Annotated in this window: 25 protein-coding genes; 13 read left to right on the forward strand and 12 right to left on the reverse strand. The window is 64.3% G+C overall.

The genetic code is table 11. From position 1 onward, the window contains the following. Positions 1-234: 234 nt before the first annotated feature. The gene (locus AC1RUR_RS16990; RefSeq protein ID WP_492845960.1) at positions 235-1,119 is read right to left on the reverse strand and encodes an amidohydrolase family protein; all 885 of its coding nucleotides are present in this window, start codon (positions 1,117-1,119) and stop codon (positions 235-237) included. 314 nt (positions 1,120-1,433) lie between these two features. On the opposite strand from AC1RUR_RS16990, the gene ykgO reads away from it, so the two are divergent. From ykgO to AC1RUR_RS17005, 3 genes are all read left to right on the forward strand, one after another. Beyond that, the gene (ykgO, locus tag AC1RUR_RS16995) at positions 1,434-1,559 is read left to right on the forward strand and encodes a type B 50S ribosomal protein L36 (RefSeq protein WP_006611362.1); all 126 of its coding nucleotides are present in this window, start codon (positions 1,434-1,436) and stop codon (positions 1,557-1,559) included. Between the two features lie 160 nt (positions 1,560-1,719). Continuing rightward, positions 1,720-2,337 (forward strand): tetratricopeptide repeat protein, encoded by a 618-nt coding sequence (locus AC1RUR_RS17000; protein ID WP_492846476.1) that lies wholly within the window; start codon positions 1,720-1,722, stop codon positions 2,335-2,337. A gap of 124 nt (positions 2,338-2,461) precedes the next feature. Continuing rightward, positions 2,462-2,722 carry a hypothetical protein gene (locus AC1RUR_RS17005; protein ID WP_492845962.1) on the forward strand — a complete coding sequence of 87 codons (261 nt, stop codon included), beginning with the start codon at positions 2,462-2,464 and terminating at the stop codon, positions 2,720-2,722. A gap of 13 nt (positions 2,723-2,735) precedes the next feature. On the opposite strand, the gene AC1RUR_RS17010 is transcribed toward AC1RUR_RS17005, so the two are convergent. Further along, a complete protein-coding gene (locus AC1RUR_RS17010) occupies positions 2,736-2,918 on the reverse strand; it encodes a hypothetical protein (protein WP_492845964.1) in 183 nt (60 codons plus the stop codon). Positions 2,919-3,245: 327 nt separating this feature from the next. On the opposite strand from AC1RUR_RS17010, the gene AC1RUR_RS17015 reads away from it, so the two are divergent. Then, positions 3,246-4,202, forward strand: coding sequence for an alpha/beta fold hydrolase (locus AC1RUR_RS17015; protein WP_492845966.1), 957 nt, complete (start codon positions 3,246-3,248; stop codon positions 4,200-4,202). A gap of 115 nt (positions 4,203-4,317) precedes the next feature. Here the strand turns inward: AC1RUR_RS17015 and cycA are convergent, their stop codons facing one another. Further along, positions 4,318-4,713, reverse strand: a complete 396-nt coding sequence (cycA, locus tag AC1RUR_RS17020; RefSeq protein ID WP_492845968.1) for a cytochrome c-550 CycA — start codon at positions 4,711-4,713, stop codon at positions 4,318-4,320. Positions 4,714-4,942: 229 nt separating this feature from the next. Between cycA and AC1RUR_RS17025 the strand changes: the two genes are divergently transcribed. Next, positions 4,943-6,436 (forward strand): FAD-linked oxidase C-terminal domain-containing protein, encoded by a 1,494-nt coding sequence (locus tag AC1RUR_RS17025; RefSeq protein ID WP_492845970.1) that lies wholly within the window; start codon positions 4,943-4,945, stop codon positions 6,434-6,436. Positions 6,437-6,487: 51 nt separating this feature from the next. On the opposite strand, the gene AC1RUR_RS17030 is transcribed toward AC1RUR_RS17025, so the two are convergent. Then, positions 6,488-6,823, reverse strand: coding sequence for an antibiotic biosynthesis monooxygenase family protein (locus tag AC1RUR_RS17030; RefSeq protein ID WP_167771160.1), 336 nt, complete (start codon positions 6,821-6,823; stop codon positions 6,488-6,490). A 372-nt stretch (positions 6,824-7,195) separates the two neighbouring features. Between AC1RUR_RS17030 and AC1RUR_RS17035 the strand changes: the two genes are divergently transcribed. The 4 genes from AC1RUR_RS17035 (at position 7,196) to AC1RUR_RS17050 (ending at position 11,631) form a co-directional block, all read left to right on the forward strand. Next, positions 7,196-8,431, forward strand: coding sequence for an FAD-binding protein (locus AC1RUR_RS17035; RefSeq protein WP_492845972.1), 1,236 nt, complete (start codon positions 7,196-7,198; stop codon positions 8,429-8,431). Further along, complete coding sequence (gene glcF / locus AC1RUR_RS17040; protein WP_492845974.1) at positions 8,432-9,754, forward strand: glycolate oxidase subunit GlcF; 1,323 nt, start codon at positions 8,432-8,434, stop codon at positions 9,752-9,754. Between the two features lie 69 nt (positions 9,755-9,823). Further along, complete coding sequence (locus AC1RUR_RS17045) at positions 9,824-10,198, forward strand: histone (protein WP_492845976.1); 375 nt, start codon at positions 9,824-9,826, stop codon at positions 10,196-10,198. Between the two features lie 416 nt (positions 10,199-10,614). Continuing rightward, on the forward strand, positions 10,615-11,631 hold the full coding sequence (locus AC1RUR_RS17050) for a TorF family putative porin (RefSeq protein ID WP_492845978.1): 1,017 nt from the start codon (positions 10,615-10,617) through the stop codon (positions 11,629-11,631). Positions 11,632-11,882: 251 nt separating this feature from the next. Here AC1RUR_RS17050 and AC1RUR_RS17055 read toward each other — a convergent pair whose 3' ends face one another. Next, the gene (locus AC1RUR_RS17055) at positions 11,883-13,646 is read right to left on the reverse strand and encodes an ABC transporter ATP-binding protein/permease (protein WP_492845980.1); all 1,764 of its coding nucleotides are present in this window, start codon (positions 13,644-13,646) and stop codon (positions 11,883-11,885) included. A 315-nt stretch (positions 13,647-13,961) separates the two neighbouring features. Here AC1RUR_RS17055 and AC1RUR_RS17060 point away from each other — a divergent pair, with 315 nt between their 5' ends. Further along, complete coding sequence (locus AC1RUR_RS17060) at positions 13,962-15,626, forward strand: L-lactate permease (RefSeq protein ID WP_492845982.1); 1,665 nt, start codon at positions 13,962-13,964, stop codon at positions 15,624-15,626. Positions 15,627-15,757: 131 nt separating this feature from the next. Further along, positions 15,758-16,156, forward strand: coding sequence for an META domain-containing protein (locus AC1RUR_RS17065; RefSeq protein WP_492845984.1), 399 nt, complete (start codon positions 15,758-15,760; stop codon positions 16,154-16,156). Between the two features lie 132 nt (positions 16,157-16,288). Here AC1RUR_RS17065 and AC1RUR_RS17070 read toward each other — a convergent pair whose 3' ends face one another. The 3 genes from AC1RUR_RS17070 to AC1RUR_RS17080 all read right to left on the reverse strand — a co-directional run bounded on the left by AC1RUR_RS17070 (position 16,289) and on the right by AC1RUR_RS17080 (position 19,789). Next, positions 16,289-17,500, reverse strand: coding sequence for a hypothetical protein (locus tag AC1RUR_RS17070; RefSeq protein ID WP_492845986.1), 1,212 nt, complete (start codon positions 17,498-17,500; stop codon positions 16,289-16,291). A gap of 244 nt (positions 17,501-17,744) precedes the next feature. After that, entirely contained in the window at positions 17,745-19,376 is a 1,632-nt protein-coding gene (gene groL, locus AC1RUR_RS17075) for a chaperonin GroEL (protein ID WP_492845988.1), read from the reverse strand. A 116-nt stretch (positions 19,377-19,492) separates the two neighbouring features. Beyond that, the gene (locus AC1RUR_RS17080; protein WP_008130129.1) at positions 19,493-19,789 is read right to left on the reverse strand and encodes a co-chaperone GroES; all 297 of its coding nucleotides are present in this window, start codon (positions 19,787-19,789) and stop codon (positions 19,493-19,495) included. A 316-nt stretch (positions 19,790-20,105) separates the two neighbouring features. Between AC1RUR_RS17080 and AC1RUR_RS17085 the strand changes: the two genes are divergently transcribed. Further along, the gene (locus tag AC1RUR_RS17085; protein ID WP_492845991.1) at positions 20,106-20,627 is read left to right on the forward strand and encodes a hypothetical protein; all 522 of its coding nucleotides are present in this window, start codon (positions 20,106-20,108) and stop codon (positions 20,625-20,627) included. Between the two features lie 165 nt (positions 20,628-20,792). Here the strand turns inward: AC1RUR_RS17085 and AC1RUR_RS17090 are convergent, their stop codons facing one another. Continuing rightward, positions 20,793-21,578: a protein phosphatase CheZ gene (locus AC1RUR_RS17090; protein WP_492845993.1), complete on the reverse strand. Its 786-nt coding sequence runs from the start codon at positions 21,576-21,578 to the stop codon at positions 20,793-20,795. A 314-nt stretch (positions 21,579-21,892) separates the two neighbouring features. Here AC1RUR_RS17090 and AC1RUR_RS17095 point away from each other — a divergent pair, with 314 nt between their 5' ends. Beyond that, on the forward strand, positions 21,893-22,708 hold the full coding sequence (locus AC1RUR_RS17095) for a L,D-transpeptidase (protein WP_492845995.1): 816 nt from the start codon (positions 21,893-21,895) through the stop codon (positions 22,706-22,708). A gap of 72 nt (positions 22,709-22,780) precedes the next feature. On the opposite strand, the gene AC1RUR_RS17100 is transcribed toward AC1RUR_RS17095, so the two are convergent. The 3 genes from AC1RUR_RS17100 to AC1RUR_RS17110 all read right to left on the reverse strand — a co-directional run bounded on the left by AC1RUR_RS17100 (position 22,781) and on the right by AC1RUR_RS17110 (position 25,633). Beyond that, entirely contained in the window at positions 22,781-23,620 is an 840-nt protein-coding gene (locus AC1RUR_RS17100) for a DUF2076 domain-containing protein (RefSeq protein WP_492845997.1), read from the reverse strand. A 124-nt stretch (positions 23,621-23,744) separates the two neighbouring features. Beyond that, entirely contained in the window at positions 23,745-24,590 is an 846-nt protein-coding gene (locus tag AC1RUR_RS17105) for a ChbG/HpnK family deacetylase (protein WP_492845999.1), read from the reverse strand. Next, positions 24,587-25,633 carry a glycosyltransferase family 2 protein gene (locus tag AC1RUR_RS17110; RefSeq protein WP_492846001.1) on the reverse strand — a complete coding sequence of 349 codons (1,047 nt, stop codon included), beginning with the start codon at positions 25,631-25,633 and terminating at the stop codon, positions 24,587-24,589. Before AC1RUR_RS17110 ends, AC1RUR_RS17105 begins: the two co-directional genes overlap by 4 nt. Between the last annotated feature and the right edge of the window lie 60 nt (positions 25,634-25,693).

The raw sequence follows: 25,693 nt of genomic DNA on the forward strand, positions 1-25,693 counted from the left end.
TCAGTCCTGCCAATTAGACAGACTGAATCACTGATCCCTCTGCGTCGCAACCGCCGCCTTTTTCAACAGAATCGGCCCAAGCCGGACTCAGGGCGAGTGGTGCCAACGCGCTGCAATCAGGGGCGGAGCAGACCTCGGACGAAGAGCAGCGTGAGCGAGACAGTCGGAGGCGTTCTCGTCGCGTTCGGCTCTCGCGCTCGACGAGGTATCAGTTCAACTCAAGCTCACACCGCACTAGATCCCCAGCAGCTTCCTAGCGTTCGCCTTCAGCACCTTCGGCCGGATTTCGTCGCGAATGTCGATCTTGGCGAAATCCGCAAGCCAGCGGTCCGGCGTGATCACCGGCCAGTCCGAGCCGAACAGCATCTTGTCCTGCAGGATCGAGTTGATGTAGCGCACCAGGATCGGCGGGAAGTACTTTGGCGACCAGCCCGAGAGGTCGATATAGACGTTCGGCTTGTGGGTCGCGACCGACAGCGCCTCTTCCTGCCAGGGGAAGGAGGGATGGGCGAGGATGATCTTGAGGTCGGGGAAGTCCGCCGCGACGTCGTCCATGTACATCGGGTTGGAATATTTCAGCCGCATGCCCATGCCGCCGGGCATGCCCGAGCCGACGCCGGTCTGGCCGGTGTGGAACAGCGCGATCGCGCCGCCATTGTTGATCTCTTCGTAGAGCGGGTAGGCCATCCGGTCGTTGGCGTAGAAGCCCTGCATGGTCGGATGGAATTTGAAGCCGCGGACGCCGTATTCCTCGATCAGCTTGCGGGCCTCGCGGGCCCCCAGCTTGCCCTTGTGCGGGTCGATCGAGACGAAGGGGATGAGGACGTCGAGATGGTCGGAGGCGGCCTCGATCATCTCGTAATTGTTGTAGCGGCGGAAGCCGGTCTCGCGCTCGGCGTCAACAGGGAAGATCACGGCGGCGATGTTCTTGGAGCGATAATAGGCTGCGGTCTCCGGCACGGTCGGCGGATGCTTGTTCGGCGACTTGAAGTACTCCGCCATCTGCGCCTGGAAATCGTCATAGCCGTCGTCGGCGTGGCAGCCGCAGGGCTCCTCGGCATGGGTGTGGATGTCGATGGCGACGACATCGTCGATATTGGGCAGCTTCAGCTTCGGCATTGGTTTCCTCCCGACCGGTTGCCAAATTGATTATATGATATAACGAATTTGGCAAGGCATTGCATGGGCTTGGCCTGGGCTTACGGAACGACAGATCGGGCCGATCCGGCCGCTTCTACTGTGCATGGGGTTGTTTTCGCGAATTTGCCGGTTCGGAACCGGGCAGTTAACATTGACATGACCTCCCGCCATGCCTTAAGAACCGCCCCGTCCCGGGCGGTCGTCCGCCAGCGGGAAAAATCTCATTTTGCCACATTCGCGCGTGCCGAAACGGTAGTGCCGAACACGGCCTTTCGAACGTTCAGGATTCTGCCATGAAGGTCCGTAACTCGCTGAAATCGCTGCGCGGTCGCCATCGCGCCAACCGCCTGGTCCGCCGCAAGGGCCGGGTCTATGTGATCAACAAGGTGCAGCGTCGCTTCAAGGCTCGCCAGGGCTGATTTCTGCCCTGCCGGTCGCCTCGCGCGCACCCCGCAAGACCACGGTCTCACACGAGTTTGACGCCGCCTTTGCTTTGCAAGGGCGGCTTTGCGCGTTTACACTTCTGCCATGGCAGTGAGATTCCTGGCAGTGAGATTCCTTTTCGCGCGCACCCGCTTCATGGTTCTTGGTCTGGCCCTCGTTCTGGGAGCAGCCGGCCTCGCTCCGGCACTGGCGCAGCAGCTCGAGCCGCCGCCCGCACCCGGCAAGCAGAAGAAGCTGCCGGAAGCGCCGGCCAAGCTGCCCAAGGTCGATCGCAGCAAGAACCTCGACTTCCTGTTCGGCGCGCTGAAGGCGGCGCCCGACGAGGCCAGCGCCAAGCATGTCGAGGCGCGGATCTGGGCGATCTGGCTCCAGACCCCGAGCGACACCGCCTCGCTGCTGATGACGCGGGCCAAGACCGCGGTCGACGCGCAGAAGATCGACGTCGCGATCAAGCTGCTGGATTCGGTCATCAAGCTCCGGCCCGACTACATCGAGGCCTGGAACCGGCGCGCCACGCTCTACTACATGCAGAATGACTACGGCCGCTCGCTCGCCGACATTCGCGAAGTGCTGATCCGCGAACCCCGCCATTTCGGGGCGCTCGCGGGGCTCGGCATGATCATGCAGGAGGTCGGCGACGAGAAGCGCGCGCTCGACGCCTACCGCAAGGCGCTCGCCGTCAATCCGCATCTCGAGAAGATCCCCGATCAGGTCAAGGCGCTGACCGAGAAGGTCGAAGGCCGCGACATCTAGCCGACAGTTTGATCATTTCCCGAGCGATTGCGGCGCGGCCGGATTAACCACGATCATTCGCGCCATGTCGCAAGGGGTATCGTCAATGCGGCCGCAGGCCTACCTGCATGGCAGGAGCAAAGCCATGAAGCGTTTGATTTTTGCGGGTAGCTTGCTGCTCGCGTCGGGGACGATGAGTCTCGCCGACGGACTGTTCTGGGTGGTCGGCGATCGCGCCACCGGCAAATGCAATATCGTGACCAGCAATCCGGTCATCATCGGCGACATCTGGTTCGGCGATGGTCCCTACAAGTCCAGGGCCGACGCCAAGCTTGCCCGCTCGACCATCCGCGCCTGTCCCGCGGCCAATCCCGACGACGAAAAGGACGAGGACAAGACGGACTAGGTCCGGCTCGCACCTAGTGCAGCGCGCTGCCGCCGCGCTCGGCCAGGCCACGATCGGCGGCTGCGGCGTAAGCCTTGGCAAGCTCGGCCTCGAGATGCTCGTTGATCAGGAGCAGCGCCCGCACGGCACCGCGCAGGTCACCGTTGCAGCTCGCGACGATCTCGTCGATTGCAGTGTCGTTCGATCTGAATCTCATCGAAATTCTCCGGTTCAAACCAGGACAAATCCTGCCGGTCTGTCCCGCATCCGCTGAGGTTGCGAGGAGGATCGGCACCCACCCGCGCCTAAATGGCGGAACCGACCGTGGCGATTATAAGGAAGCCGCGATGACGACCGCATGAAGCTGGTCCGAAGCTTGTGTGCCATCAGGAAGGCCTTTGATTTTATTGAGTTTTTCAAGCCTGCAATTATGCACATATCCACAGCCCCTCATTTCTGGTGGAAGTGCTGAAGCGGCTGAGGCGAAACTGCCGCATGCAACGCCCGTAATTAGCAAGTGCCCTGGATCGTCCGGATTCTCTCCATGATCGTGCTGACAGTCGTGACGGCGCTGGTCCTGCTGGCGCTGGTCACGCAGGCCGGGATCGTCGCCGTGCAACGCGCCTTTCCTCCTCAGGGCCAGATGATCGAGGTCGATGGCGCGACGCTGCACGTCGTCGACATCGGTCCGCGCGCCGCCGGCCTGCCGATCGTGATGCTGCACGGCGCGAGCTCCAATCTCGAAGCGATGCGGCGCCCGCTCGGCGATCTCCTGGCAAAAGACCATCGCGTCATTCTGATCGACCGTCCCGGCCATGGCTGGAGCACGCGCGCACGGCGGCAGGATTCGACGCCGCAGATCCAGGCGCGGATGATCGACGAGGCGCTTGGTCAGCTCGGAATCGATCGTGCGGTCTTCGTCGTGCATTCCTGGAGCGGCGCGCTCGGCGCGCGCCTCGCACTCGATCATCCCGGCCGCGTTGCCGGCCTCGTGATGCTGGCGCCCGTTACCCACCCCTGGCGCGGCGGCGTTGGCCGCTACAACGAGATCATCGCAACGCCGGTGATCGGTCCGCTGCTCGCCTACACCATCACGCTGCCGCTGGGGTATGTCGTCGCCGAGTCCGGGGCGCGCAACGTGTTCCTGCCGCAAACCATGCCGGACGGATTCGTGCAGCACTCCGCGACGCCGCTGCTGCTGCGCCCGCGCGAATTCATCGCCAATGCCTATGATCTGGGGACGTTGAAGGAAGCCGTTGCCGCGCAGGTCGCGCGCTATGGTGAGATCAAGGCGCCGGTCACGATCATCGCCGGTGAGCCCGACAAGACGGTGAGGACCAACATCCACGCGCGCCCGTTCGCGGCGATGGTGCCGAACGCAAAGCTGATCGTGCTGCCAGATCTCGGCCACATGGTGCAGAACGCGGTGCCGGATCTGGTGAAGACGGAGATCGAGACGATGATCGGGAACATCGTCCCGGCGCAGGCGGCGGCCGATTAAAGCGTTTTCGCGCGAAGTGGATACCGGTTCGCGTGACGAAAACGTGTCAAAACAACAATCCGGAGCTTCGGTTCTGAATCAGAACCGAAGCTCCGGCGGCCGCTCCTCGGCGCGCTTACTGCTTGACCTTCCCGTCCTTGTCGAACTGCGAGATGAAGGTCCAGAGATTGTTGATCTCGGTCTCGTTCTTGATGCCGGCGAATGCCATCTTGGTGCCGGGGATCTTGGCCTTCGGATCCTTGATGTACTCCTTGAACGTCGCTTCGTCCCAGGTGATGCCGGAATTCTTGTTTGCGTCCGAATAGCTGTAGTCCGGAGCGCTGCCCGACTTGCGGCCGTTGAGGCCGTTGAGCTCGGGGCCGACCTTGTTCTTGGCGCCTTCGCCGATCGCGTGGCAGGCCAGGCATTTGTTGAACGACGTCTTGCCGGCCGCGGCATCCTGCGCCATCGCGGCGGGTGCAGTGGCAGTCACGGTGAGGGCAACCAGCGCGGCGAAAGTCAATTTTGTCATAGGATGCTCTTCGTCTCTTCCCGGGTCAGATTGAGGGTCGTGGTTTTGGCAGGTCCGATGCAAGTGGACAAGTCGCGAAACCTTGACAGGTTTTGTGGTAGCAGACTTGCCCCAGAGAGAACTTGCGCTGCAACAAAGCAATGCGACCTTCGGAGGACCCTACCCAAGAGCGGACAGACATGATTGATTTGCCGGAACAAATTCCAATGCCGGACGAAGGTTTCGTAACATGGCCATCATGATGCCTGCGAGCGACCAGGCGGTCCTTGCGCGCCGCGCGGAGATCATTGCTGCGTTGCGCGCAATCGTATCCGGCGAGGGGGTGATCGACAGCGCTGCCGAGATGCGGGCCTATGAATCCGACGGGCTGACCGCCTATCGACAACCCCCGATGGTCGTGGTGCTGCCCGATACGACCGAGCAGGTCTCGCTCGTCCTGAAATATTGTGCCGCACAGGGTATCAAGGTGGTGCCGCGCGGCTCGGGCACGTCGCTCTCGGGCGGCGCGCTGCCGCTGGAAGACGGCGTGCTGCTCGGGCTCGGCAAGTTCAAGCGCATCCGCGAGATCGATTTCGACAACCGCGTCGTCGTCACCGAGCCCGGCGTCACCAATCTGGCCATCAGCCAGGCGGTGGCGCATGCCGGCTTCTATTACGCGCCCGATCCGTCCTCGCAGATCGCCTGCTCGATCGGCGGCAATGTCGCGGAAAATTCCGGCGGCGTGCACTGCCTGAAATACGGCATGACCACCAACAACGTGCTGGGCTGCGAGATCGTGCTGATGAGCGGGGAGATTTTGCGCATCGGCGGCAAGGGGTGCGAAAATTCCGGCTATGACCTGATGGGCGTCATCACCGGCTCGGAGGGGCTGCTCGGCGTCATCACCGAGATCACGGTGCGCATCCTGCAAAAGCCGGAGACGGCGCGCGCGCTGATGGTCGGCTTTGCGCAAGTCGAGGCGGCCGGCGAATGCGTCGCGCGCATCATCGGCGCCGGCATCATTCCCGGCGGCATGGAGATGATGGACAAGCCGGCGATCCACGCCGCCGAGGCCTTCGTCCATGCCGGCTATCCGCTCGATGTCGAAGCGCTGCTCATCATCGAGCTAGACGGTCCCAAGATCGAGGTCGACGAGTTGATCACGCGCGTCGAGACCATCGCAAGAGGTTGCGGCTCGGTGACGCTGCAGATCTCCAATTCGGAAGCCGAGCGCAACCTGTTCTGGGCCGGCCGCAAGGCGGCGTTTCCGGCCGTGGGCCGTATCTCGCCGGACTATCTCTGCATGGACGGCACCATTCCGCGCGGCGCGCTGCCGAAGGCGCTGGCGCGCATTCGCGAGCTCGGCGAAAAATACCAGCTCGGCTGCGCCAACGTGTTCCATGCCGGCGACGGCAATCTGCACCCGCTGATCCTGTACGATGCCAACAAGCCCGGCGAGATCGAGCGGGCCGAGGCCTTCGGCGCCGACATCCTGCGCGCCTGCGTCGAGTTCGGCGGTGTGCTCACCGGCGAGCACGGCGTCGGCATCGAGAAGCGCGACCTGATGCCGGAGATGTTCACCGAGATCGACCTCAACCAGCAGCAGCGGCTGAAATGCGCCTTCGACTCGCAAGGGCTGCTCAACCCCGGAAAGGTGTTTCCGACCCTGCACCGCTGCGCCGAACTCGGCCGCATGCACGTGCACGCCGGCAAGCTGGCATTCCCGGATATTCCGCGGTTCTAGCCGATCGTGCAGAAGGAAGGCGCTTGCGATGCAGGCGCCTTCCTTCGTGTCTTACAGCAGTCCGTATTGCGCCCGTTCGCGCTTCGCCAGCAGCGGCAGAGCTTCGCCGGCGATGTAGGTCTTGAAATGTGCGCTCTCCTGATGCGCCTTGAACGCCGCCTCGTCGCGGAACAGCTCGTAGAACAGGAACTGCGCCGGATTGTCCTTGGCGCGCGAGATCAGGAACAGCTTGACGCCGTCCTCGCGCTGCGCCTCCGGCAGGAAGCGGTCGAGGATCGCGGCGACCTTGTCGGCCTCGCCCGGCTTGGCCTCCCATTGCGCGACGACGAGCAGGCCGCCGCCGTCGACGGCGTCGCTCAGGGATTTCTGCGTGGCATAGTGGTTCATGGTCCTTCCTCCTTGCTGCTGGGCTTGGGATGACGAATCCGTCCATGGCGAGAGATAGATCGCCAGGACGGCGCCGAAGGCCGAGATGACCGACCTGCGGCTGAACGCTTCGGCGGCGCGCGGCATTGGACGCGCCTGTATCGATCGCTGCATCTTTGTCTCCCTTGGCTGGTTTTCGTCGCGATCGGCGCAGACTTGTAGCGCTGGCCTGCCGGCTTTGGTTCGCCGTGGATCGAAGTGTCGATGTCGTGAACGCTTCGATCGTGACCGAAGCATCGATGCGGCCTCGTGCCGATCCGATCGCACCGGTAGTGCTCGCCTGCGTCACGCTGCATTTGATTTCGGCTGCGAATTTCGCTACCGCCTTGGCCCGTGGATACGCTCAAGGTCAGAGACGCCAGAGACGTCGAAGAGGTGGTGCGTGCGGCGATTGCCAATGAGCAGCCGCTCGAGATCATCGGTCATGGCAGCAAGCGCAGCATTGGCCACGCCATGGTGACCAACGCGGTGCTCGACGTCTCCGCGCTGAACGCCGTCACCTCCTACGAACCCAACGAGCTGATCGTGACGCTCGAGGCCGGCGCGCCGCTGGCCGACGTGCTGTCGCTGATCGATGCCAAGAACCAGCAATTCGCCTTCGAGCCTGTCAACACCGCGCCCCTGCTCGGCACGCCCCCATCGGGCACAATCGGCGGCATGATCGCGGCAGGCCTCGCCGGCCCGCGGCGGATCAAGGCGGGCGGAGCGCGCGACCACCTGCTCGGGGCGCATGCCGTTTCCGGCTTCGGCGACAGCTTCAAGACCGGCGGCAAGGTGGTGAAGAACGTCACCGGCTATGACCTCTGCAAGCTTCTCGCCGGTTCCTGGGGCACGCTGTCGGTCATGACCGAGGTCACGCTGAAGGTGATGCCCAAGCCCGAGGCCGAGCGGACGCTGCTGCTGCTCGGGCTCGACGATGCCACCGCCAACAAGGCGATGACCGCGGCGCTCGGCTCGCCCTTCGACGTCTCCGGCGCCGCGCACCTGCCGAAATCCACATTCCGGGCGAAGACCGACGGGCTCGGCGACATCGCAGGTCAGGGCGAAGCGCTGACCGTGCTGCGGCTCGAAGGCATTACCGCTTCAGCGGCCCACCGCGCCGGCTCGCTGCGCGAATTGCTGGCGCCGTTCGGAGCCGCGACGCTGGTCGAGGACGCCGCGTCCTCGGCACTGTGGGCCACCATCCGCGACGTCCTGCCGTTCGCGGCCAGCGGTGCGCTGGGCGCCTGGCCGGTGTGGCGGATCGTCTGCCCGCCGGCATCAGGCGCGGCGCTCGGGACCCAGCTGGCGCGCGAGACCGGCGGCGACGTGATCTATGATTGGGGCGGCGGATTGATCTGGGCCGCATTGCCGCCGAAGGGCGACGCGCATGAACCCGCCGTGCGCGCGCATGCGAGTGTGGTCGGCGGGCACGCCACGCTGATCCGGGCGGCCGAGGATGTCAGGCGCAACGTCGATGTGTTCCATCCGCAGGCGCCCGGCGTCGCCGCGTTGAGCGAGCGGGTGCGCGCCGGTTTCGATCCGAAGTCCATTCTCAACCGTGGACGGCTGACGCGGGGCGCTTGCTGAATGAAGACCGAATTCTCACTGGCGCAGCTCGCCGACCCCGACATCGCGGAAGCCGACAAGATCCTGCGCGCCTGCGTCCATTGCGGCTTCTGCACCGCAACCTGTCCGACCTATGTGCTGCTCGGTGACGAGCTCGATAGCCCGCGCGGGCGGATCTATCTGATCAAGGAGATGCTGGAGAAGGACCAGGCGCCGACGGCCGAGGTGGTCAAGCATGTCGACCGCTGCCTGTCGTGCCTGTCCTGCATGACGACCTGCCCCTCCGGCGTGAACTACATGCACCTCGTCGACCAGGCCCGGGTCAGGATCGAGCAGCGCTATCAGCGGCCGCTCACGGAGCGATTGCTGCGTCAGGTGCTGGCCTTCGTGCTGCCGGACCCGCGGCGCTTCCGCGCCAGCATGTGGCTGGCGCGGCTGGCCCGTCCGCTGGCCGTATTCCTGCCGACGCCGCGGCCCTCGGCCACGCCCGGGCTGATCCAGCGCATCAAGGCGATGCTGGCGCTGGCCCCGAACCGGCTGCCGTCGCCCGGCCCCCTCCCGGGCAGCGTATTCGCAGCGCTCGGCAAGAAGCGCGGCCGGGTCGCGCTGCTCCAGGGCTGCGCCCAGCAGGTGCTGGCGCCGCGCATCAACCAGGCCGCCATCAGTCTTCTCACCCGCCACGGCATCGAGGTCGTCCTGGTCAGGGACGAGCAATGCTGCGGCGCGCTGACCCATCACCTCGGCAACGACCATGATGCGCTGGCGCGGGCTCGTGCCAACGTCGCGGCATGGCGCGCGGAAGCGGCCGGCGAGGGGCTCGACGCCATCCTGGTGACGGCGTCCGGCTGCGGCACGGTGATCAAGGACTATGGCTATCTGCTGCGCGAGGACACAGCGTTCGCGGCCGATGCGGCGAAGGTGTCCGCGCTTGCCAAGGACATCACCGAATACGTTGCCGGCCTCGGTCTTCCGACCACTGCGGTAGGCGACAACATCGTCGTTGCCTATCACTCCGCGTGTTCGTTGCAGCACGGACAGAAAATCACGGGCCTTCCGAAAGAATTGCTTTCCAAGAATGGATTCGTGGTGAAAGATGTACCCGAGAGCCATTTGTGTTGCGGTTCGGCGGGGACCTACAACATTCTCCAGCCCGAGCTTGCGGGCAGGTTGCGTGATCGCAAGGTCGCCAACATCGCGAGCGTCAAGCCGGACATGATTGCCGCGGGCAATATCGGCTGCATGGTGCAGATTGCCAGTGGCACGTCAGTTCCGGTCGTACACACGATTGAGCTTCTCGATTGGGCTACGGGCGGGTCGCGGCCGGCATTGAACGCGTCGAGCTGAACTTTCCTCCCGAGGTGACGGCTGAAGACGCCCGATCGACCATTGTTCGGCGGCAACAGGAGGACCACGATGGCGAAAGCGAAGAAGAAGAAAAGCAAGAAGGCCAAAAAGGCCAAGAAGGCTGTAGCGGCGAAGAAGACCGCGAAGAAGGCAGCCAAGAAGTCCGCGAAGAAATCTGCCAAGAAGGCTGCGAAGAAGGCCGCGAAGAAGGCCGCGCCGAAGAAGGCTGTGAAGAAGTCGGCCAAGAAAGCCGCGAAGAAGGCTGCACCGAAGAAGGCCGCCAAGAAGGCTGCGAAGAAAGCGGCACCGAAGAAGGCGAAGGCAGCTCCCGCGCCGAAGCCGTCAGCGCCTGTGGCAGCTCCGGCTCCCGAGCCTGCCGCCGAGACAAGCTGGGCGATGCCTTCGTCTTCTGCGGAACCGACGCCGGCCGAGGGGCAAGGTTAAGCCCCAAGTCAGGCCGAGGGCCGGCTCCAATCTAATGGCCACGATCGATAGCAGGAGGGCTGCGGCGGCGACGCTGCGGCCCTTTTGCATCGCGCCTCCCGCTCCCGGATGCGGTCATCCATGTGCGTCCGCCTTGATTCGTGGCGCGCGGAGCACGGTCCCGCGGGTCACCGTGCTAACCCGGCCCTTCAGTGCACTTTTGCGTGCAAATAATGTGATCGAGAAGCAACACAGGCTGACAACCTTTCGTGGAATCGCTGGAATGCCTAAAAAGTCGGCAGATGCCCGCGTTTTTTGCTTCACGGTTCACGTCCCCCGATCCAGATTGCCGCAGTCATGAATTTTTGATGTCAGGTCGCACACCCCGGGGGGCTTCCGGGAAACTGACTGGGTAAGAACTGGTGATGGGGATCGAAATGAAAAAAGTGGCTTTGTTGGCAACGGCGCTGGCAATGGTGACGACGGGCTCGGCTTTCGCAGCGGACATGCCGCTCAAGGCCAAGAAGGCCCCGCCGGTTGCTGCCTTCGATCCCTGGGATATCGCCTTCGGCGGCGCGATCATGAGCGACTACATTTTCCGCGGCGTGACCCAGTCGAACCACAAGCCGTCGGTCGCGGCCTATTTCGAGCCGCGCTACAACGTCACCAAGGACCTCCAGCTCTACGTCGGCGTGTCCGCCGAGAGCATTTCCTTCGCCAACCGGGCTGCGGCTGAAGTCGACATCTACGGCGGTATCCGCCCGACCTTCGGCGCCTTCGCCTTCGACATCGGCGTCTGGGGTTACCTGTATCCGGGCGGAAGCTGCTACTACGGCGGCGGCGCTACTGTGGATACCGCCGGTGTCCCGCTCAGCGCGGATTGCCAGGCCAACACCCTGGCGAATCTCAACGTCATGAAGAAGGATGTCAGCTTCTTCGAAGTCTATGGCAAGGTAAACTACACCATCAACGACAACTGGTCGGTCGGCCTGAACGAGTACTACTCGCCGAACTTCCTCAACACCGGTGCGTGGGGCAACTACACCTCGATCACCGCGAAGTGGACCGCCCCCAGCACGACCTTCGGCGCCAGCGGCGTCGGCATGTACGTGTCGGGTGAATTCGGCCGTCAGTGGTTCGGCACCAGCGACTCGTTCTACGGCGTTGTCCAGCTTCCCGGCTTCCCGAACTACACGGGCGGCATCAAATATGCCGACTACAATACCTGGAACATCGGCGTCGGCTTCACCTACAAGGTGTTTACGCTGGATCTGCGCTACTCCGACACCAACCTCAGCAAGGGCGATTGCAACGCCTTTACCAGCGACTTCACCGCCAGCGGAACGACCAGCGTGACGGCGATCAACCCGGGTGGTGCCGGCTCGAACTGGTGCGGCGCGGCCGGTATCGCCAAGCTGTCGTTCGACCTGACGGCGATGACCAACCTGAAGTAAGTTTCTTCCCGAGACGACTCAAAGGGGCGGCAGAGCGATCTGCCGCCTCTTTTGCTTTTTGTGCGCGACAGGTGGGACTTGGCTGGAAGTCGTCAGGCTTGTTGACGATTCCTTCCCTCTTGCTGGCAGGGCTATCGCAAACACCGCGAGTCCGGCCTCTCAGGCATCGCAGGTCTCTCCGCAAACTCGTCATGCCGGGGCAAGCCCAGGCATGACGATGTCGGAGGACCTCTGAGCCCAGAGCCCGCCTCTCAGCGCGCCACGGTCGGCTCCACCCGGGCCGGCTCGCCGCCCTTGCCGAGGACGTGGATCTGGCCGTCCTTCACCATCGTGACCTTGCGGGTATGGAAGGCTTCGAGGGTCGAGCGGTGGCCGATCGAGACGATGGTGGCTTCAGGCAGCTTCTCCATCAGCAGCCGGTACAGCCGCGCCTCGGACGGTTCGTCCAGCGAGGCGGTGGCCTCGTCGAGGAACAGATAGTCCGGCGCATGCAGCAGCGCGCGGGCGAGCCCCAGGCGCTGCTGCTCGCCGAGCGACAGCATCCGGTTCCAGTGCCCGTCCTCGTCGAGCCGTTTTGCGAGGTCGGGCAGCCCGACCGCGATCAGCGCGTCCCTGACACGCGCGGCCTCGAATGTATCGGGCGCCGCCGGATAGACCACGGCGTCGCGCAGCACGCCGACCGGGAAATAGGGGCGTTGCGGCAGCATCATCAGCTTCGCCTCTTCCGGGACGAAGATGGTGCCGGTGCCGAACGGCCAGATACCGGCGATGGCCCGGAACAGCGTCGACTTGCCGGATCCGGACGGACCGGTCACCAGCACGCGCTCCGGCGTCTGGATGGCGAAGGCATCGGCGGCGACCAGCGGCGTGCCGTTGGGCAGATACACGCAGAGCTTATCGAGGGCGATATTGCGGCTACCGCCTGCCGACTTGAGTTCGATCGTCGCCTCATGCGCCGGCAGGTTTGCCGCCGTATCGACCGACATCTCGAAGCCATCGAGACGCGCGACGATCGAACGCCATTCCGCGATTGATCGATAGGCTGTGACGAAGAAAGACAGAGCATCCTGCACCTGGCCAAAGGCCGAGCCGGTCTGCATCATATCGCCGAGTTGGATTCGCTTGGCGAAGTAGGCGGGCGCCACCACGACATAGGGGAAGATCACTGCAGCCTGGCTGTAGCTTGCCGTGAAAGCGGTCAGGCGCTTGGTCCGGCTCATGATCGCGTACCAGTTGCCGATGACGTGACCGAAGCGCTGCAGGAGATGACCTCGCTCCGCGCTCTCTCCCTTCAAGAGTGCGATCTGCTCGGAGTTTTCGCGGACGCGGAGCAGGTTGAAGCGGAAGTCGGCCTCGAAGCGCTGCTTTTCGAAATAAAGATTGATGAGCGGAGCACCGATCCAGTGCGTGAGCCCCGTACCCAGGATCGCGTAGGCCAGCGCGCACCAGACCAGAAAACCCGGGATGACGATGTCAGTGCCGTAAATGTGCAGGGGCGCCTTGTCGGACAGACCCCAGAGGATGACGATGAAAGACGCCAGCGTCACGATCGACGACAGCAGGCCGAGGCCGAGGACGAGCGTTTGTTCGACGAAGTTCGTGACGTCCTCGGTGAGACGCTGGTCCGGGTTGTCAGCCGCATCGCCCTTGAGCTGCATGCGATAGTGCGTGGCGCCGTCCAGCCATTCGCCGAGATAGTGTTGCGTCAGCCATCGCCGCCAGCGGATCTGGAGCCACTGGTTCAGGTAGAGTTTGTAGACGGCGAGCGCGATGAAGACGGAAGCGAGACCGAGGAAGATCCAGATTTCCCTGACGAATCGATCCAGATCGTATTCCTGGATGGCAGTGAAAAATCGGTTCTGCCACTGACTGACGAGCACGTTGATCGCAACCAGGGCCAGCTCCATTGCGATCACGGCGGCGAGCAGGCCGCGGCCGGCCCATTTGTCCTCCGACCGGAAATACGGGACGGCGATTCGCCAGACGATCGCGAGCGTGGCGCTGATGTTCTTCACAGAGCTCTGTCTCCTGAGGGGATATGCACAAATGCCCGGCGCCAAATGGCTGTGGCAATGGCCGAAATGGGCGCGCTTAGACTAAAGTCGCAAGTTGCGCAATTTGCGTTGGCTTGGGCGGGCTTGCAACCCTAGCATGGGCATAACGGCGCGGGGTGGGGACCTCCAGGATTTCGCGAGCTTGTGAGCAGGCGGGAACCGCCGCTTTGGCGAGGAATTCGCGTTCAACTCGGGGGTTATCGTTTCCAGCGTCAAGCAGGTTCGGCCGTCCACGCAAGGCCGCCTGCCGCAACACATGCGTGGGGGAGGAAGACCATGTGGAATCAAGTCTATGATCCGCTGAACAGCCCGGTGCTGTCGACCATTGCGGCAGCAGTCCCCGTCATTACGCTGCTGGTCCTGATCGCGAGCGGCCGCGTCCAGGCTCATCTCGCGGCGATCATCGCCATGATCGTGGCCAATCTGGTCACGATCCTGATTTTCCACATGCCAACGAACATGTCGATCCGGGCCTCGATCCTCGGCATCGTGACCGGCTTCTTTCCCATCGGCTGGATCGTCCTCAACGTCATCTTCCTCTACCAGGTGACCGTCACCACCGGACGCTTCGAATTGCTCAAGCGTGCGGTCGGCGGCGTCACCGAAGACCGGCGGCTGCAATTGCTGCTGATCGCGTTCTCGTTCGGCGCCTTCTTCGAGGGCGCGTCCGGCTTCGGCACGCCGGTCGCGATCACCGGCGCCGTGCTGATCGGCCTCGGCTTCTCGCCGCTTGCCGCTTCCGGCCTGTCGCTGATCGCCAACACCGCGCCGGTCGCCTATGGCGCGCTGGGCACGCCGATCCAGGGCCTCGCCTCTGTGACCGGGCTCGATCCCTACATCCTCGGCGCGATGGTCGGACGGCAATTGCCGGTGTTCTCGCTGATCGTTCCGTTCTGGGTGGTGTGGGCGTTCGCGGGCTGGAAGGGCATGAAGGACGTCTGGCCGGCGATCCTCGTCACCGGCGTGTCGTTCGCGATCCCGCAATTCGTGATCTCGAACTACGTCAATCCCTGGATCGTCGACATCGGGGCGTCGCTGATCTCGATGGGCGCGCTGATCCTGTTCCTGAAGGTGTGGCAGCCCAGGCAGCTCTGGCTGTCGCCGGCGCTGCGCGGCCGCGACGAATCGGCCGCCACCATGGCCGCGGCGAAACCGCTGGACAAGACGCCGCTGACGCAGAGCGAACTCTTCAGCGCATTGCTGCCGTGGATCATCGTCTGCATCGTGATGCTGATCTGGGGCAATGGTGGCTTCAAGACCTGGGCGAACTCGATCTTCACCTGGAACTATCCCGTTCCCGAACTGCATCAGATGATCAACAAGATGCCGCCGGTCGCACCCGGGCCGACGAAAGAGAGCGCGGTGTTCGGCTTCACCTACCTGTCCTTCACCGGTACGGGCATGCTGATCGCGGCGATCATCTCCGGCTTCCTGATGGGCGTCGGTCCCGGCAAGCTCGTGACCGAGTATGGCCGCACCATCCGGCTGTGCGCGATCTCGCTGATCACGATCTCGGCGATGCTCGCGATCGGCACGCTGACGCGGCTCTCCGGCGTCGACGCGACGCTCGGCCTCGCCTTCGCCGCGACCGGCGTGCTCTATCCCTTCTTCGGCACGCTGCTCGGCTGGCTCGGCGTGGCGCTGACGGGATCGGACACCGCCTCCAACGTGCTGTTCGGCAATCTGCAGAAGATCACCTCCGAGCAGCTCGGCCTGTCGCCGATCCTGATGGGCGCGGCGAACTCCTCCGGCGGCGTGATGGGCAAGATGATCGACGCGCAATCGATCGTCGTCGCATCCACTGCCACCAATTGGTACGGCCATGAAGGCACCATCCTGCGCTTCGTGTTCTGGCACTCGATCGTGCTCGCCTGCCTCGTCGGCGTGCTCGTGACGTTGCAGGCCTATGTCTGGCCGTTCACGGCGATGGTGCTGAAGTAGCAGCCCGCTTCGACGCAAATCCCCGCGGGGTTCAGCCCCGCGGGGATTTTTGCGTTCGCGTTGAGCGAACCTTCTCAATCGCGCCGCCGTCTTATAGAAGGTGCGGCAAATCAGGTCGGTCGAGAGGTTTCATGGTTTCGCTCAGGCAGATGGTGTGTGCGACGGTTGCAGTGCTTGCGATGTCCAGCGTCGCGCGTGCGGAGGAGGGTTTTCCCTTCGGCACCGAGATGACTCTGGAGGCGCTGCCGCAGCAGGGCTCGAAGCGGATTCCGAACATCGAGATCGGCGACAATGGCGAGGTCGTGCTGGAGCTCTGGTGCAAGGGCGGCAAGGGCCAGTTTTCGGTTGCCGGCAACACCGTGATCTTCGTTCCCGGCCAGATTCAGGACAGGTCCTGCCCGCCGGCACGAGCGCAGGCGGATGACGAACTCGTCGCGGCGCTCGGCAGCGTCGAGACCTGGAAGCGCCAGGGCGACGTGCTGACGCTGTTCGGGCCGAAGCCACTGCGTTTTCGCGTGAACGGGAACTAGACTAGCCACCGCTGTCATTCCCCGCGAAGGCGGGGAATCCAGTACGCCGAGGCCTATCGATTCAACCACAGCCGTCTCGGAGTACTGGATCGCCCGCCTTCGCGGGCGATGACTGAGAGCGGGTGTCTTCGTCTACTTCCACACCGACTTGTCGGCGTCCCAGCGCTGGCCTTTCAGCTCCTTTACCAGGGCCTCGACCGAGCCGTTGTCGTCGGGCTGGTCGCCTTCCTCGTCGGCCGAAGCTTCGTCCGAGAGATTGAGCTTGGCGCCGCTGCCCTCGTCGGCGGTCGTGGTCGCGGGGCTGCCGATCCAGAGCATGAGCTTGTCGGTCGTGCCGGGCTTGTCGGGCGAGATGAGCCCTGCGACCTCGATCGTGTCGGTGAGATCGAGCGCCGGGAAATCCTGGTTCGGCCGCTTGAAGACCAGCTTGAGCTTGCCGGTGGCCGGGTTGAAGCCTTGCGAGACCGGCTTTGCCGCGAGCGTCCGGCTCAGCACGCCCGCCACCGCGGCCGCGAGCTTGTCGCGGCTGATCTTGTCGCCGTCGCGCCAGTCGGCCGCGGCGAAGCGGATGGTGCGGTCCATCTCGGTCATTCCAGCGGTCCAGCCCGCGGCGGTGACGCCGGGCATTGCCTTGAATTTTGCCAGCAGCGCACCCGCGCGCTCCGGGTCGACCGACATGTTGATGGTCTGCTCGCCCGCGCGCAGCGCGTCGCAGCCGACGCTGAGGCTCGCCAGCGTCACCTCGACCTCCTGGCCTTTCAGGCTCTTGAGGAACTCGGTCGCCGCATCCAGCTTGACCTTGACCGCGATCGCCTCCGGCGAGACGTCGGTGAAATCCTTCGGCTGCGGCGTGATGCCGTCGTCGGAGATCTGATTGTCGAGAAACTCCTTCTCGCTGAGATCGGAATTGTCGGGCGAGGCGACCTCGGTCACGGTCTGGCCGATTCCAATCTGGCCGCGGAATTCGAAGGTGTCTCCGGCCTGTTTGCGCAGCAGCTTGACGGTGACGGGCGCCTTCGCGCCGAGGCTCTGCGTCGTGCCGGTCAGCGTCTGGCCGGCGACCTGGAGATTGACGACGAAGCGGTCCTTGCGGTCGGAATTCTTCGCGACGGGATAGCAGACGTCGAGCACTGCCGCCGTGACCGTCTTGCCCTGGCGTGTTTCCTTCAGGATCACGTCGGCATTGCCGTCCATCAGCCCGTCGATCGAGGTGAAATAGCGCGTCTCCGCACCGCCGGGCGCCGTGGCCTTCGGCGACAGCTTCATCTGGGCGGATGCGACCTCGGGCGCAATTGCGAGCAGAGTCGCCACAAGGGCCGTGGAGCAAATCAGGAGCGCGCGCATCGACGAAATCCTCGAGCAAACGAGCATGATCCGGAAAAGTGTGAAGCGGTTTTCCGAAAAGATCATGCTCAAACAATAACCTAAAGCGCGATGACGACTCATTCCGAACTCATCGCGCTTTAGAATCGGCGCCACCGTAGTGGGTTTTGGCCGCGGGTTGAATCGGAAAGCAGCGGGGGCAGGGTCGGCAAAAAAGAAGGCCGCCCGGAGGCGGCCTTCGCAGCATTGTCATGGAACGGACGGATCAGAAGCCGCCCATGCCGCCGCCGGCCGGCATCGCGGGCGGAGCTTCCTTCTTCGGCGTCTCGGCGACCATCGCCTCGGTGGTCACCAGCAGGCCAGCCACGGAGGAGGCGTCCTGGAGCGCGGTGCGCACCACCTTGGCGGGATCGATGATGCCCTTCTCGATCATGTCGACATAGTCCTCGGTCTGGGCGTCGAAGCCGAAGGTCTCGGACTTGTTCTCCAGGATCCTGCCGACCACGATCGAGCCCTCGACGCCGGCATTCTCCGAGATCTGGCGGATCGGAGCTTCCAGCGCCTTCAGCACGATGTTGATGCCGGCCTGAACGTCGGCATTGGCGTTGGTGAGACGGCCCACGGCCTTCTTGGCGCGGAGCAGCGTGACGCCGCCGCCGGGGACGATGCCTTCCTGCACCGCGGCGCGGGTGGCGTTGAGCGCGTCCTCGACGCGGTCCTTCTTCTCCTTGACCTCGATCTCGGTGGCGCCGCCGACGCGGATCACCGCGACGCCGCCGGCGAGCTTGGCGAGGCGCTCCTGGAGCTTCTCACGGTCGTAGTCCGAGGTGGTTTCCTCGATCTGGGCCTTGATCTGGCCGACGCGGGCCTCGATCTCCGGCTTCTTGCCGGCGCCCTTGACGATCGTGGTGTTCTCCTTGTCGATCACGACCTTGCCGGCACGTCCGAGCATCTTCACCGTGACGTTCTCGAGCTTCATGCCGAGGTCTTCGGAGATGAGCTGGCCGCCGGTCAGGATCGCGAGGTCCTCCAGCATGGCCTTGCGGCGGTCGCCGAAGCCCGGCGCCTTGACGGCGGCGACCTTGAGGCCGCCACGCAGGCGGTTGACGACCAGGGTGGCCAGCGCCTCGCCCTCGACGTCCTCGGCGATGATGACGAGCGGCTTGCCCGACTGCACCACGGCTTCGAGCACCGGCAGCATGGCCTGGAGGCCCGAGAGCTTCTTCTCGTGCAGGAGGATGTAGGCGTCCTCGAGCTCGGCGGTCATCTTCTCGGCATTGGTGACGAAGTAGGGCGACAGATAGCCGCGGTCGAACTTCATGCCCTCGACGATGTCGACCTCGGTGTCGAGCGACTTGTTCTCCTCGACGGTGATGACGCCCTCGTTGCCGACCTTCTGCATCGCCTGCGCGATCATCTTGCCGATGGCGGCGTCGCCGTTGGCCGAGATGGTGCCGACCTGGGCGACCTCGGATGAGGCGGCGACCGGCTTGGCGCGCTTCTCGATGTCCTTGACGACGGCGGCAACCGCGATGTCGATGCCGCGCTTGAGGTCCATCGGGTTCATGCCGGCGGCAACCGCCTTGGCGCCTTCGCGCACGATGGCCTGGGCCAGCACGGTCGCGGTGGTGGTGCCGTCGCCGGCGAGGTCGTTGGTCTTGGAGGCGACCTCACGCAGCATCTGGGCGCCCATGTTCTCGAACTTGTCCTCGAGCTCGATCTCCTTGGCGACGGTGACGCCGTCCTTGGTGATGCGGGGCGCGCCGAAGCTCTTCTCGATGAGGACGTTGCGGCCCTTCGGGCCGAGCGTCACCTTGACGGCGTTGGCGAGAATGTCGACGCCGCGCAGCATGCGATCGCGCGCGTCTCCGGAGAATTTGACGTCTTTGGCAGCCATGGTCTGCAATCCCTCGTGTTTCGTGATGTGTCTTGTTTCGTGATGTGTCCGGAATGATGGATGCCCGGATCGCGCGATCCGGGCATGACATTCAGCGGCCGTTCAGGCGGATGGCCTTAGGCCAGAACGCCCATGATGTCCGACTCCTTCATGATCAGGAGATCTTCGTTGTCGATCTTGACCTCGGTGCCCGACCATTTGCCGAACAGCACGCGGTCGCCGACCTTGAGGTCGATCGGGATCAGCTTGCCGGCCTCGTCACGGCCGCCGGGACCGACGGCGACGACCTCGCCCTGGGACGGCTTTTCCTTGGCGGTGTCCGGAATGATGATGCCGCCCTTGGTCTTTTCCTCGGCGTCGATACGTTTGACCACGACACGGTCATGCAGCGGACGAAATTTGGATTTAGCCATGACGTTTCCCTTTGGAGGCTCGCTTCGGAAGTAGCGGAAAGTGGGTGGGGCGGCGCTACCGTCCATCCTCTTCCCGAGGATCGAACGGCGCGCTTAGCAATCGGGCTTTCCGAGTGCTAATAGTGCGCCCGGAAATATGGCTTGGCCGCGATCCTGTCAAGCAAAGGTGGTTAAGCGATTGGTGAGGCGGATATAGGATGGTGGCATTGGAAACGTGTTCGGGGTACCGGCGTACAAAAGGACGTCATTGCTCCGGCGGCGGTTTTGCGCTTGGCTGCAGGAGGGGTGCGGCCATGGTCTTGTTCGGGGGAATGCCATGATCAGTTCAGCTCGCGCGCGCACGGTTGCCAATCTGGCGGCCGCGTCTTCTCTGGCGCTGTTGCTGGGCGCCTGCGGCGGCGGTTTCAGCCTGCCGTCGTTCCAATCCTCCTCGCCGCCGCCCGAGGCCGAGCCCGGCACCGGTCCGGAAATGCCGGCGAGCATCCGCGCCGACGAGATCGTCGGCCGCTGGGGTCTCGCCTCGTTCCAGAACCCGGCCGACCGTGCCCGCACCGAGGCTGCTGCGCGGGCCCAGTGCAAAAATCCTTACGTGATCGGCGCCGGCACCTCCGGCGGCGTGGTCATGCATCTGGCCGACCAGGCAACGCCGCAGGAATTGCGGCTGAAGGGGTCGCCCAGCGGCAAGAACTATATCGGGCCGGCCGGTCCGACCCCCGGCGAGCAGGACCGCGAGATCGTGTCCTTCGACGGCCGCGTTCTGATCACGCGCTTCATCGACAAGGACGCCGCCACCCGCTACGGCAACATGGTCTACGTCCGCTGCGCGCCGCGGGCGTGATGTTTTGATTGTCGTTCCGGGGCGGTCCGCAGGACCGAACCCGGAACCTCGAAATTCCGGGTTCGATGCTGACGCATCGCCCCGGAATGACAGCGTGAGATGAATCCCCAAAAACAAAAACGCCGGCTCTCGCCGGCGTTCTGTGTTTCGGGATGTCGCGTCCGCTCAGTCGAACAGCGCGTCGATGTCGTCCTGCGAGGCGTGGCCGACGTCGCCGGCGAGCTTCGGGCCGTTGAGGAGCTTGTCGTCCTCGCTGCGGGTGTCGACATGCGCGGGCACGTGGGCCTTGATCGCGTCGACGCCGCCCCAGATCTCCATCATCGCATTGATGTGCTGCTCGATGAACTTCATCGTGCCCATCACCTTGCTGATGCGCTGGCCGGTCAGGTCCTGGAAGTTGCAGGCTTCGAAGATCGAGATGACGCGTTCCTGGATATCGTCGGCGAGCCGCTTCTGCTGGTCGGCCGATTGCACCTTGGACATCGCGCTGGCCGCCTGGTCGATCGACTCGGCGGCTTCGAGGATCTGCTGCGTCGCCTGCTCGGTGCCGCCGACGACCGCGCCCAGCTCGCCATTGACCTTGGCCATCTCGCCGCCGTCGAAGCTCTTGCCGTGCAGCGTCGCGATCTCGCGCTTGGTGCGGTCGATGGCGTCGTGGATGAGGTCGAGCTCGACCTTCAGCTTCTCGCACTGCTCGATCTGCGCCCGGTAGGTCTCGAGCATGGTGCGTGCTTCGGAGAGCTCCTGGGCCGTCGAGGCATCGATCGCCGCGAGTGCGGCGCTGCCGGACAGCGGGGCGGCAACGACACCCTTCGCCATCTGTGCGCGGATCGCGCGCAACTCCGCCATGATCTCGCTGTGCATCGGCGCAGCCTCCTCAATCATTTCGGGGCTGGGCATTTCGCCAACAATAGCCTCTTCGACACGAAAACGTTTGCGGTGAATAGCCATCAGGAACTCCCCCCACCTCACTCACGCGTCTTTGTAGGCCGAAGCGATTTAACACGAAGTTCACGGCAGGAACTGTTGTGCGGCCGCGCGCGACGCGGCGAAAACCGGCAGTTAACCATGCGCTTGCGGCGTTCATCGAAAATAAACGCTGATCGCCAAATTGCAGCTCGCTCGCGACGTGGTGAATCGAAACGCCCGATACGTTTACCAAACAAAACGGCTTTTGCTTTTTATTGACCACGTCGCGGATCGCCGATCAGTCAGGCGGCTTGTGCGACGCATGTGATCTAGACGAAACAGTACAGAGTACGTCGATGTTCAAGAAAATGTCTGTCGCGCTGCTCGGCGGCGCTTGCACCTTCATTGCCGGCACAGGCAGCGCCGGCGCCTTCGACAATACGGTGCCGAACGATCCGCCGGCGGTGGTCTATGCGCCGCAAGTGCCGCCAGCGCCGGTGCGCGTCGCCTCCAATGCGAACATGGGTGGCGGCTTCATCGAGTTCCTGTTCGGTGACGGACCCGGCCGCGGTCCGGCCTATGCGCCGCAGCAGCCGATCTATCAGCAGCAGCCGGGCTATTACGACCAGCGTCGCCTGCCGCCGATCGGCGAGCCGCAGATGCAGGGTGGATATCAGCAGGGCGCAGGTCTCCAGCAGGAGGCGGTCGACCCGCGGCAGCGCCAATTCGATCCGAAATTCGAGAAACAATCTGTTGACTATAGCGGCAAGGAAAGTGCCGGCACGATCGTGGTCGATACGCCGAACAAGTTCCTCTATCTCGTCGAGGGCAACGGCCGTGCGATGCGCTACGGCATCGGCGTCGGCCGTCCCGGTTTCACCTGGTCCGGCGTGAAGTCGATCACGGCCAAGCGCGAATGGCCGGACTGGACCCCGCCGGCGGAAATGATCGCGCGCCGTCCCGACTTGCCGAGGCACATGGAAGGCGGCCCGGAAAACCCGCTCGGTGCCCGCGCGATGTATCTCGGCTCGACGCTCTATCGCATCCACGGCTCCAACGAGCCCTGGACCATCGGCACCAACGTCTCGTCCGGCTGCATCCGCATGCGCAACGAGGACGTCATCGACCTCTACGGCCGCGTCAATGTCGGCACCAAAGTCGTGGTGATGTGAGGTTCCGGGTTTCGAAATGAAAACGGCCGCCCATGGGGCGGCCGTTTTTGTTTGCGCCGCTATCGAGCAGCCTCACGCGTAATCGCTGCCGCCGTCGTCTCCGCCGCCGAAATCGCTGTCGTCGGCAACGTCCACATTGCCGTTGTCGTGATCGTAGTCGTCGTTCTGATCGTCGTTGTTGCGATCGTCGTTCGACGCCTGGTCGAGGAAGCCCTGACGGGAATCGCGGCTGGAGCCGATGTCGTTGAGGCCGGCATCGCGCGCGAGCGATCCGCCGGACTGGTCGCTGCCGCCCCACGGGCTTCCACCAGCGCTGCGATCACCCAGCGCGTTGGTGTCGCCGAAAGCCTGCTGGTGCCCTCCGCCCATCATGCCGCGGATGCTGGAGAGCAGCAGCGAGCCGCCGACGACGCCGGCCGCGGCGGCCGCCGCCGTGCCGAGGAACGAGCCGCCGCCACCGCCGACCGGCGGGGCGCCATACCCCGGAGCTTGGCCCTGACCCGGACCTTGGCCGTAAGCCTGTCCGTACGGCGGCGCGCCGTAACCCGGCTGGGACTGCTGCATCGCCTGGCCGCTGTTCCAGACCGGCCGCGCGTCACGCGGCGGCACGTTCGGAACCGAGCCGCGCGACGAGCTTCCGCCGAACAGCGTGTCGCGCATGGTATCGAGGAAGCCGCCGGACTGCGCCTGCTCGGGCGCATGGGCCGCCTCCAGCTCCTGGATGCGGTTATGGGCGCGCTTGAGCGCTTCGTCCTGCAACAGCGTGGTCTGCACCAGCGCATAGACTGCGCCGGGCGCCTTGCGCAGCCCGTCGGAGATCGCGGCGATCGCGTCGGGATCGCGCGGTGCGTTTTCCAGTTTCGAAAGCCGGTCGAAAAGCTCGTCGACGAGTTGGCGTTCCTGCGGCGTCATGATCAATCTCCCTCGCGCAAACCAAGCGCGAGGCAGATGTAGGGTTCCATTGTGGCCTCAACAGTGCCGGCCGGATTAAATTTCGGTATGCGACAAGCTGCCTCGCGGCTTGCTTTCGCCGGTTTCACTCCAGCGTGACGCCGCTGTCCGCCAGCAGGCGTGCGAAGGCATCGCCCGCGAGATAGGCATGTTCGCGCTCGCGCACCTCCGTCATCGGATCAAGCCCGGCAAGGACGTCGTCGACGAAGCCGGGATGGCACATCACGAGGCCGCCATCCGGCAGGCCTTCCAGGAATTGCCGCATCAGCGCGCCGAAATCGGCCGCGCGCGTGAAGTCATAGGCGCCGGCGAAGCCGGGATTGAAGCCGAGGCCGGCGCTGCCGGCGCGGCGGCGGAATTGCGCGCTGAGGACGTCGAGCACCATGGCTTTGGGCGAGGCCAGCCGCTGCTTCAGCGGCAGGTCGCGGCCGCCCTGGCGCACCCAGGCCTTTGGCGCGCCATCGCCGACCGCGTCGACAAAGCCGTCGCGCACCTGCGGATAGAGCTGCACATGCTGATGACCGTCGACGAAGTCGGGCGCGCGTCCGAATGCTTCCATGAAGGCCGCCAGTTGCGCCTTCACCTCGTTACGAAAGAACTCGCGGTCGAGCCGCCGCAGCAATCCGGCGCGCAGCAGTTTTGGAAACGGCATGAACATGTCGCCGTCGAGCGGGCGGAAATGCATGGTGAGCGGCCGGAACGGCGCCGACAGCGTCACGTGCAATCCGATCGCGCAGCGCGGGCTTGCTTTCACCGACGCCTGCAGCGCCTCAGTCTCGCTGCGCTCGATCGCGGCTCCCACCATCATCACCGAGGTGGCGTTGAGGCGGCCGCGTTCGATCAGGTCGCGGATCGCGCGATTGACGCCCGGACTGATCCCGTAGTCGTCGGCGCAGAGCCAGATTCGCCGCAGGCTCGCGGCCGCGCTCATTCGGCCGCCGTCCTCTTCGAGGCATCGTCGGCCTTGCCGATCTCGAAGTGCTTTTCGCTGTGCTCGGCGACGAAGTAGATCGGGCGCGCCTTCAGCTCGGAGAGGATCTTGCCGATATATTCGCCGACGATGCCGATCATGATGAGCTGCACGCCGCCGATGGTCATCAGGCCGATCACGAGCGAGGGATAGCCGGGCACCTGCTTGCCCGTCGTCCAGACCTCCCACAGGATCGAGAGGCCGAACAGGAACGCGCCGCCGGCGAGAGTCACGCCGAGCAGGCTGGCAAAGCGCAGCGGCGCCACCGAGAACGAGGTCACCCCTTCGATCGAAAGGCCGAGCAGGCGCGCGGCGCTGAAGGTCGTCACGCCATGGGTGCGCGGCGCGGGCTCGTAGTCGACGCGGATCTGGCGGAAGCCGATCCAGCTCGCCAGCCCCTTGAAGAAGCGATTGCGCTCCGGCAACTGCCTGAGTGCAGCGACCGCGCGCGGCGACAGCAGGCGGAAATCGCCGGCATCTTCCGGAATCTTCTGGCGGGCGCCCCAATTGATCAGCGCGTAGAAGCCGTGCACGGCAACCCGGCGCAGGAAGGGCTCGTTGTCGCGATGCGCCTTGGCGGTATAGACGACGTCGTAGCCGTCCTCGATCCAGTGCCGCACCAATTGCTCGATGAGGACGGGCGGATGCTGGCCATCGCCGTCCATGAACATCACGGCGCCGAGCCGGGCATGGTCGAGGCCGGCCATCAGCGCCGCCTCCTTGCCGAAATTGCGCGACAGCGAGACCACCTGGACGTCGAGCGCGTCGGCCGGCAGCGACCGGGCGATCGAGAGCGTCGCATCCGCGCTGCCGTCGTCGACATAGACGACCTCGCAGGCGAGCCGATAGCGCTGCTGCAGGGTTTTTGCGAGATCGCAGATGCGCTGGTGCAGCGCGGCAAGGCCCGCCGCCTCGTTATAGACGGGGACGACAATCGACAGCCCCTTCGCGGCAGCACTCACCGCGTCGGTCGTCATGCCGGATACGTCAGAGCCCAGCGTCATCGATCAAGGTTCCAGAGGCGATCAGGTCTTCTTGCAAGGTCATCTCAACAGCATAAGGTA

This window comes from Bradyrhizobium sp. GW821-FHT12B03 (assembly GCF_058807535.1).